The sequence below is a fragment of the Paenibacillus vietnamensis genome (assembly GCF_020169515.1).
GTDB classification, from domain to species: domain Bacteria; phylum Bacillota; class Bacilli; order Paenibacillales; family Paenibacillaceae; genus Pristimantibacillus; species Pristimantibacillus vietnamensis.
The window spans coordinates 168,061-175,647 of record NZ_JAHMHW010000011.1; the positions used below are offsets into that span (position 1 = coordinate 168,061).

The 7,587-nt window shown below is 46.4% G+C and carries 5 protein-coding genes; all 5 read left to right on the forward strand.

Features of this window, described 5'->3' with window-relative positions:
* Positions 1 to 191 precede the first annotated feature (191 nt).
* The 5 genes from KP806_RS19415 (at position 192) to KP806_RS19435 (ending at position 7,437) form a co-directional block, all read left to right on the forward strand.
* On the forward strand, positions 192 to 2,423 hold the full coding sequence (locus KP806_RS19415) for a helix-turn-helix domain-containing protein (protein ID WP_224725396.1): 2,232 nt from the start codon (positions 192 to 194) through the stop codon (positions 2,421 to 2,423).
* A gap of 284 nt (positions 2,424 to 2,707) precedes the next feature.
* Positions 2,708 to 3,628: an ABC transporter permease gene (locus tag KP806_RS19420; protein WP_224725409.1), complete on the forward strand. Its 921-nt coding sequence runs from the start codon at positions 2,708 to 2,710 to the stop codon at positions 3,626 to 3,628.
* Between the two features lie 68 nt (positions 3,629 to 3,696).
* The gene (locus KP806_RS19425) at positions 3,697 to 4,596 is read left to right on the forward strand and encodes a carbohydrate ABC transporter permease (RefSeq protein ID WP_224725410.1); all 900 of its coding nucleotides are present in this window, start codon (positions 3,697 to 3,699) and stop codon (positions 4,594 to 4,596) included.
* Positions 4,597 to 4,720: 124 nt separating this feature from the next.
* Positions 4,721 to 6,427, forward strand: coding sequence for an ABC transporter substrate-binding protein (locus KP806_RS19430; RefSeq protein WP_224725397.1), 1,707 nt, complete (start codon positions 4,721 to 4,723; stop codon positions 6,425 to 6,427).
* A gap of 134 nt (positions 6,428 to 6,561) precedes the next feature.
* Positions 6,562 to 7,437, forward strand: a complete 876-nt coding sequence (locus KP806_RS19435) for a sugar phosphate isomerase/epimerase family protein (RefSeq protein WP_224725398.1) — start codon at positions 6,562 to 6,564, stop codon at positions 7,435 to 7,437.
* Positions 7,438 to 7,587 lie beyond the last annotated feature (150 nt).

A 7,587-nucleotide genomic window follows, 5' to 3' on the forward strand; every position in this document is an offset into this window, starting at 1 on the left:
TGAAGCATTCATGCCTCGATACTGAATCGGTATCGGGGTTCTTCGATTTGTATCGCCCGGGAAATGCCACGGCGACCTCTTTATTCAAGTATTGTATTGTTTGTTTAATGATACTAAAATTTCAGATAAGGGGTGGCTGCCAAACAGAAAGCGATGGCTCCAAATATTCCGGAGTGAGTGAGGGCAAAAATATGAGCAAATCATGGTTTAACCGGCTTCTTCTTTCCTATATGCCGATATTTATTATCGTGGTCACCTTTACCTTTTTCGTTTTTTTTCAACTCATCAGTGAACAGGGCCGCAAAGAGGCTATCAATGCCAACAGTATGTTGTCATTGCAAGCGATGCGTTTAATAGACACGTCCTTAAGGGCTATCGATAATATGGTTATGAATGAATCCATCAATAGCAAGCCGCTTATCGATTTTTTCAATAGCAAGGAGGGCGGAGATCCGTACGTCAACATAAGCGCTGTTATGAAAATGAAAGAACTGATTGCCTATTATCCGCTGATCGATTCCATCTATCTTGTTCGTTACGATGACCAGGTTGTGTTAAGTAATGCAACGAACGGGCATATCGGATCGTACCCGGACAAATCCTTTATCGAGCAGAACCGGATGTCGATCTCTCAGAAGTGGACGGACTCGCGGACGTTCCGTCAATTTTCCGTTTTGGAGGGCAAAAAGGTTGTCAGTCTGGTAAGGGGTGTCCCATTCATGACGAACAAAAAAGGCATGATTGTCGTGAATGTGGCAACGGACTCCTTGCAGCGATTAGTTAATGAGCTGTACGATTCGGAAGTGAGCTTTATCCAGATTAACGACGGGGCTGGCAACGGACTGCTTAAACAGTCGGAGCCTTTAGAATCTATGCGCGTATTTGCGAATTATAAGTCGAGCTATTCGAATTGGTCCTATATAAGCGGGTTTGTTCAGGGCACTTTCATACAAACGGTATCTTTACTTTATAATGCTTGGTTTGTTATCGGACTTATCATGATCGGCGCGGGTCTCTTATGGATCATATATATAACCAGGCGTAATGCCAGGCCGGTTGAACAGATTGTCTCACGCTTTAGCGGGTATATGCTGCCGCTTGCCGGAGGAAGAACGAATGCCGGACGAATTGATGAATTCGTATTTATCGAATCCGCTCTTGACAATTTGACGGAGCAGGCCAAACAGTATCAGCAGCAATACAAGGAGGACCTTCATTTGCGTACTCGCAACCTGTTCCATCAGCTGATAGAAGAAGGAACAGCGCTGACGCTGGAGGTTTGGCAGCGCGAAGCGGAAAGGCTGCAGCTGCCGTCGCCTTCGAAGATTCATTCCCTTATCGTCTTGGAAATAGACAAGTATGGAGAATTTTGCAGCAGCTATTCACGTCATGATCAAAATCTGCTGAAGTTTGCCTTGCGCAGCATTACTTATGAACAGTCTTCACGGTTCGGATACGACTGCTGGGCTGAATGGACAGCCTCATCCCGCCTCAGCGTCATTTTGTTCGAGAATGGAGACGAGGTTGACGGCAAACGGCTGGTTCAGCTAAGCGACAGCATCCGCGGTTGGACGGAGCAGAATATGAAATTTACAATTAGCATAGGGATGGGGGATCCGTCCTTACATTTATCCGATATCGCAAAATCCTTTCATCAAGCATTGGATGCGCTTGATTATAAGATGGTTCTGGGAGAAAATCGCCTCATTACTCGAGAAGATATGATGAGTCAAGGCCAAGTTGAAGTATACTCCTATCTCGGAATCATTCGTTCTGCCGCACATTCTTTCCGTAAATCAGAAGACAGTTGGAAAGCGCTGTTGGACGATATGTTTAGCCAGCTGAAGCAGGGCTTATTGACCAAGGACGAGATCATGAATATTATGAATTACTTGATCTACAGTTTAGGACGCGAATTGTCGGGGCTCGGCAAGGAGTTTCAGGACGAATGGGAGAACGAAGCCCTGCCGGTTCTAACGGATAAACTGGATAAATGCAATTCTTTGGAGGATATGCGTGAAGCTATAATCGTTAAAATGTCAGAGCTTGCGGATACGCTTGCAGATATGCGCTACAACGGGCAGCATGCGGGAATTATTAAGGAAATGCGCAGCTTTATAGAAGCGGAATACGTGAATCCAAACATGTCCCTTGAATATTTAAGCGAGAAATTCAATATTAATGCGAAATATGTGAGCAAGCTGTTTAAGGAAACAACGGGACAGAAGTTCATCGATTTCTTAATAGACATTCGCTTAAATGAAGCGAAAAGGCTTTTGGCCGAAACGCGGCGGCCAGTTCAGGAAATTGCGGAAGACGTAGGCTACGCGAGCGCGATATCGTTCACCAGAGTATTCAAGAAAGTCGTCGGATCTTCGCCTGGCGAATACCGTTCAGAGTCGCTGAAGAAGCATAACGGTTGAGTTAAGATGGAGTCGAAAATGGTTAAGCCCTAGAAAATTGTTAAATAATTGATAGGAAAGTGAATGGCATAATGGCGGCAGCACCTTGTGTATCGGGTGCTGCCGTTTCTTCTGAGGCAGCGATTGCGAAAAAGATTAAGCTTGATATTAATGTATCTTGCGGCTTTGTGCGGGCAGCTTATAGAATGATCACATGAAAGCGCAATCAATAACGAGGCTGAAAAAAAGGAGGTAAGCCCATGTCCAAACTTCATCATGAAATGCATCCCGTCTCCCTGCTTCCCATGCAAGCAGCGAGACGAAAAGAGGCCTTGCGCAAGATGTTGCGTCATTGGCAGCTGTATCTTGTCATCCTATTGCCTATTTCTTATCTCATTATTTTCAAATATGTACCTATGGCTGGCATTATGATCGCCTTCAAAGACTATAACGTCGTCAAAGGCATCTGGGGAAGTTCATGGGTCGGACTGAAATACTTTCATCAGTTTTTCGAATCCCCTAACTTCTGGCTGTACATGAAAAACACGCTGGGCATTAGCCTTTACGGCTTGCTTGTCGGGTTTCCGGCTCCCATTATCCTGGCGCTTGCTCTCAATGAAGTGCGCAATGGCCTGTTCAAGAAAAGCGTGCAGCTGGTCTCTTATGCGCCTTACTTCATTTCGACAGTTATTATGGTATCCATTATTGTTGTGAACTTGACTCCGAATGTAGGCATGGTAAGCAAGCTGTTCCAGATGCTCGGCGTGGAAAATACAAACTTTATGGGTATCCCGTCATTGTTTAAATCCATCTATGTCTGGTCTGATGTATGGCAGCATACCGGGTACGGGGCCATCATCTATATTGCGGCATTAGCGGGTGTCAATCCTGAGTTATATGAAGCCGCAAAAGTGGACGGAGCATCGAGAATCCAAAAAATAATCAACGTCGATATTCCGAGCCTGATTCCGGTATCTGTCATTCTTCTCATTCTTAATCTGGGAAATCTGATGAAGCTCGGCTTCGAGAAAATATATCTGATGCAAAATCCGCTTAATCTGGCCACTTCCGAGGTCATTTCCACTTACGTGTACAAAGTGGGACTGCTTGGTTCGAGCTTCAGCTTTTCGGCGGCTATCGGAGTCTTTAACTCGGTCATTAATCTGGTTTTGCTTGTTGTCGTTAACTTTATAGCCAGAAAGCTGTCCAACAATAGCCTGTGGTAATTTGCGTTACGGCTCCAAATCCTTAATCCAAACCCGCCAAGCCCGGTTACGGGCGGAAAGGAGTCATGATGGCTAGAACCGTATCCATTCGAGAGTCGGGCGGAGACCGCTTGTTCATGGTTTTGGTCTATGCGTTTCTGACCTTTGTCCTGCTAGTTGTGCTGCTGCCGCTTCTCTACATCGTAAGTTCTTCATTCAGTTCGCCGCAGGCTGTCGTCTCGGGCAAAGTATGGCTGTTTCCGGTCCAATTTACGCTGGACGGATATAAGGCCGTTTTTAACAACCCGCAGATCGGCAGCGGATTTTTGAATTCTCTGTTCTACACAGTCGTCGGCACGTTAATTAATGTTGTCCTGACGGTAATGCTTGCTTATCCCTTGGCAAGAAAGACATTCCACGGACGGAATATCTTTATGGTGTTGTTAGTCATTACCATGATGTTCGAAGGAGGACTTATTCCGTATTATTTGGTCGTGAAGGAACTGAATCTGCTGGATACCCGGTGGGCGATGATTTTGCCGGGAGCGCTGGCCGTATTTCAAGTCATTATAGCGAGAACCTTCTTCCAGTCGACCATTCCCGATGAGCTGTCCGAGGCTGCCGATTTGGACGGCTGCAGCGACATTCGTTTTATATTCAGTATCGTGTTACCGCTTTCCAAACCAATATTGGCCGTTATGACGCTAATGTATGCGGTAGGCCATTGGAATGCATATTTCGATGCTCTTATATTCCTGCGTTCCCCGGATCTGTTCCCATTACAGATCGTGCTGCGCAACGTGCTTATTCTGAATACGATTGATGCGTCCATGGTTGCCAATGCGAATCAGATGCTGGCCCAGCAAGGATTAAAGGACCTGTTGAAATATTCATTGATCGTCATTGCCAGCGGTCCGGTGCTCATTATCTATCCGTTTGTTCAGAAATATTTTGTTAAAGGCGTCATGATCGGTTCGTTGAAAGGCTAAACAGGAATGATTCCGTTAAGGGGGGATGGAGCGCCCTTGGGACCGGGGCGGTCATACAGATTCAGAATTAACACGATTTCATGCCTCAGGGAGTGTCAACGATATAACAAGGAGGAGTCGTTCGATGAGAAAAGGATGGAAAAAATCAAGTGCAATCTTATTGTACATCGTACTGAGCTGTGTCGTGTTCCTTTCTGCGTGCAGCAAGGATACGGAGGCGCCTGGGAATGGCAATACGGAAAGCGGTCAGAAAGAGAACAATCAAGTACAAGAGGATGTATTCACGGCCGTAGGTTCGTATCCGATTGTGAATAAGCAGATGACGCTTAAGATGTTTGCCCCTCAGTTTCCTACGATCGAGAACATGGAGACCAACGCATTCACGAAGCATTTGGAAGAGAAGACCAACATAAAGATTGCTTGGGATCTCGTTCCAAACAATTCGCTTGAAGACCGCAAACAGCTAATGCTGGCAAGCGGCGACTATCCGGAAGTGATCCTGCACGGCAACCTGACCAGAGAAGAACAGATGAAGTACGGGAAGCAGGGCGTTTTCCTCCCTTTGAATGATTTGATCGAAAAATATGCTCCTACTATTAAAAAGGCGCTTGAAGAAATTCCTTATATGAAATCGTCAATTACGGCGCCGGACGGAAACATCTATGCGCTTCCGCAAATTAATGAATGTTACCATTGTGACAACGGCTTAAAGCTGTGGATGAACAAGGCTTGGCTTGACAAGCTTGGACTCCAGCTGCCAACGACAACGGAAGAGTTCTATCAGGTGCTGAAGGCATTTAAGGAAAAAGACCCGAATGGCAACGGAAAGCAGGATGAGCTTCCGCTAACGGGCTCCGATGAAATGTGGGCAGGGAACGTATCGGCTTTCTTAATGAATTCATTTATCGTAGATGATTATACCGAAAAGAACGCCGGCACCTTCTTATCCGTGAAGGATGGCAAGGTCGACTTTTCGGCGAACAAAGACGAGTGGAAGCAAGGACTTGAATATTTGAACAAATTGTACAAGGAAGGGTTAATCGATCCGGCCGCATTTACGCAAAACGCGGACGCGATTCAGCAGCTGGCGAATCGGGAAAAGGATAACATTATGGGAGCCGTGACGACGGCGCTCATTAGCTATGGCTATAATATGACGGATGAGCAGCCTCGCCACAAAGATTATGTGACGCTGCCACCGCTTAAAGGACCGAATGGCGTACAGCAGACACTTAACTTTGCCGGCATCAGCAAATCGCAATTTGCGATTACGAACAAAGCAACAGAAGAGCAGCAGATCGCGGCGATTCGACTGGCTGATTATTTATACACGGAAGAAGCTATTGTGCTGCAGGAGAAAGGTCCTGAAAATAAGGGCTGGCGCAAGGCGAAGGATGGGGAATTGGACATCGACGGCAAGCAGGCTAAATACGCTGATATTCAACAGGAGAAGAAGCAAACGCATAACGATGGTTGGGAGCAGATCGGACCTTCCCTCCGCACGTATGAATACCGTTCCTCTTGGATGGCGATTCAGGATCCGCTTGCAGATGGCGGCTATGGCACACGTTTGAATACGGAATCAAAGAAATATGAGGCCTACCATTCCAAAGAAATGTATCCAAACGGCGTATTTATCGCCCAAGAAGATGCGGAAATCGCAGCGCAGCTGAAGACGACGATCGTGGATTATACGAAGTCGAATATGGCTCAGTTTATTACGGGCTCCAAAGACATCGGCAAGGAATGGGACGCTTATGTGAAGGGCTTCGACGGTCTGCAGCTTGGCAAGTATATCGAGATTTATCAGAAGGCATTAGGCGTCCAATAACGAAACGCAGAGGCCGCTCCGCAGACAGAGAGTGTCAGCGGAGCGGCCTCATTACATTTTGGAGGTTTTGCAACGGTGAGCGATCAACCCCTTGATCATTTGCTTCCTTTATTCAGAAGAAGAGGTGAGAACAGATGAAAGTAGGATTAAGCTCTTATAGTCTGTTGAAGGCACTTAAAGCTGAAGAGATGACCATTTTGGACGTCATTCAGTGGATTGCGGATCATGGCGGCGAGCATATGGAAATGGTTCCGTATGGTTATACCCTGGTTGACAATCCGCAGTTAGCCGACGAGGTCAGAGAGAAAGCGCGGGAAGTCGGCATAACCTTATCGAATTATTCGATGCCGGCTAATTTTGTACAGCATACGGAGCAAGCCTTTGAGGCCGAGATGTCTCGTATCAAGCAGCACGTTGACATGGTGAATCGTCTCGGTGTGAAGCATATGCGCCATGATGTCACGGCATTTACGATAAAACCTGAACAAATGACCATTGCATGGTTTGAGGACAGCTTGCCGCTCATTGTAAAAGGCAGCCGAATCATTGCTGATTATGCGGCGCAATACGGAATTACAACGACAATTGAGAATCATGGGTTCAGTGTACAAGCAAGTGATCGCGTTCAGCGGGTTCTGTATGCGGTAGACCGTCCTAACTTCAAAACAACTCTGGATATAGGCAACTTTATGTGCGTGGATGAGGACCCCGTCATCGGCGTGATGAAAAACCTGCCATATGCATCGCTTATCCATTTCAAGGATTTTTATTTCCGTCCATATGATGAGTATCCCGGCGGCGGTGAATGGTTTACAACCGCTAACGGAAATTACTTGCGGGGGGCCATCGTTGGTCACGGTGATCTGCCCATACGCAAAATCATTAAACTTGTTAAACAATCCGGATATGACGGAAATATTACGGTAGAGTTTGAAGGCATGGAAGAGTGCAAGTCGGCCTCCTTAATCGCTATGGAAAATGTACGGCGTTTATGGGATGAAGTCCAATAAAAGATTTTCCGTCTGGCGATGATACAGGACTTGTTTTCACAAACACGTCTTGAGCTAAGTGACATCCTCTCCTCATTGAAATAAGGAGCTTCCTTGTGGAAGTACGGGGGCGACTCACTTGGACAGAGGTTCTCCCTTGATAGACTGAGA

Excerpts from the sequence above, each read along its gene's own strand:
- KP806_RS19425 (WP_224725410.1), top strand. The coding sequence starts at position 3,697 with ATGGCTAGAACCGTATCCATTCGAGAGTCGGGCGGAGACCGCTTGTTC.
- KP806_RS19420 (WP_224725409.1), top strand. The coding sequence starts at position 2,708 with ATGCAAGCAGCGAGACGAAAAGAGGCCTTGCGCAAGATGTTGCGTCAT.
- KP806_RS19415 (WP_224725396.1), top strand. The coding sequence starts at position 192 with ATGAGCAAATCATGGTTTAACCGGCTTCTTCTTTCCTATATGCCGATA.
- KP806_RS19435 (WP_224725398.1), top strand. The coding sequence starts at position 6,562 with ATGAAAGTAGGATTAAGCTCTTATAGTCTGTTGAAGGCACTTAAAGCT.
- KP806_RS19430 (WP_224725397.1), top strand. The coding sequence starts at position 4,721 with ATGAGAAAAGGATGGAAAAAATCAAGTGCAATCTTATTGTACATCGTA.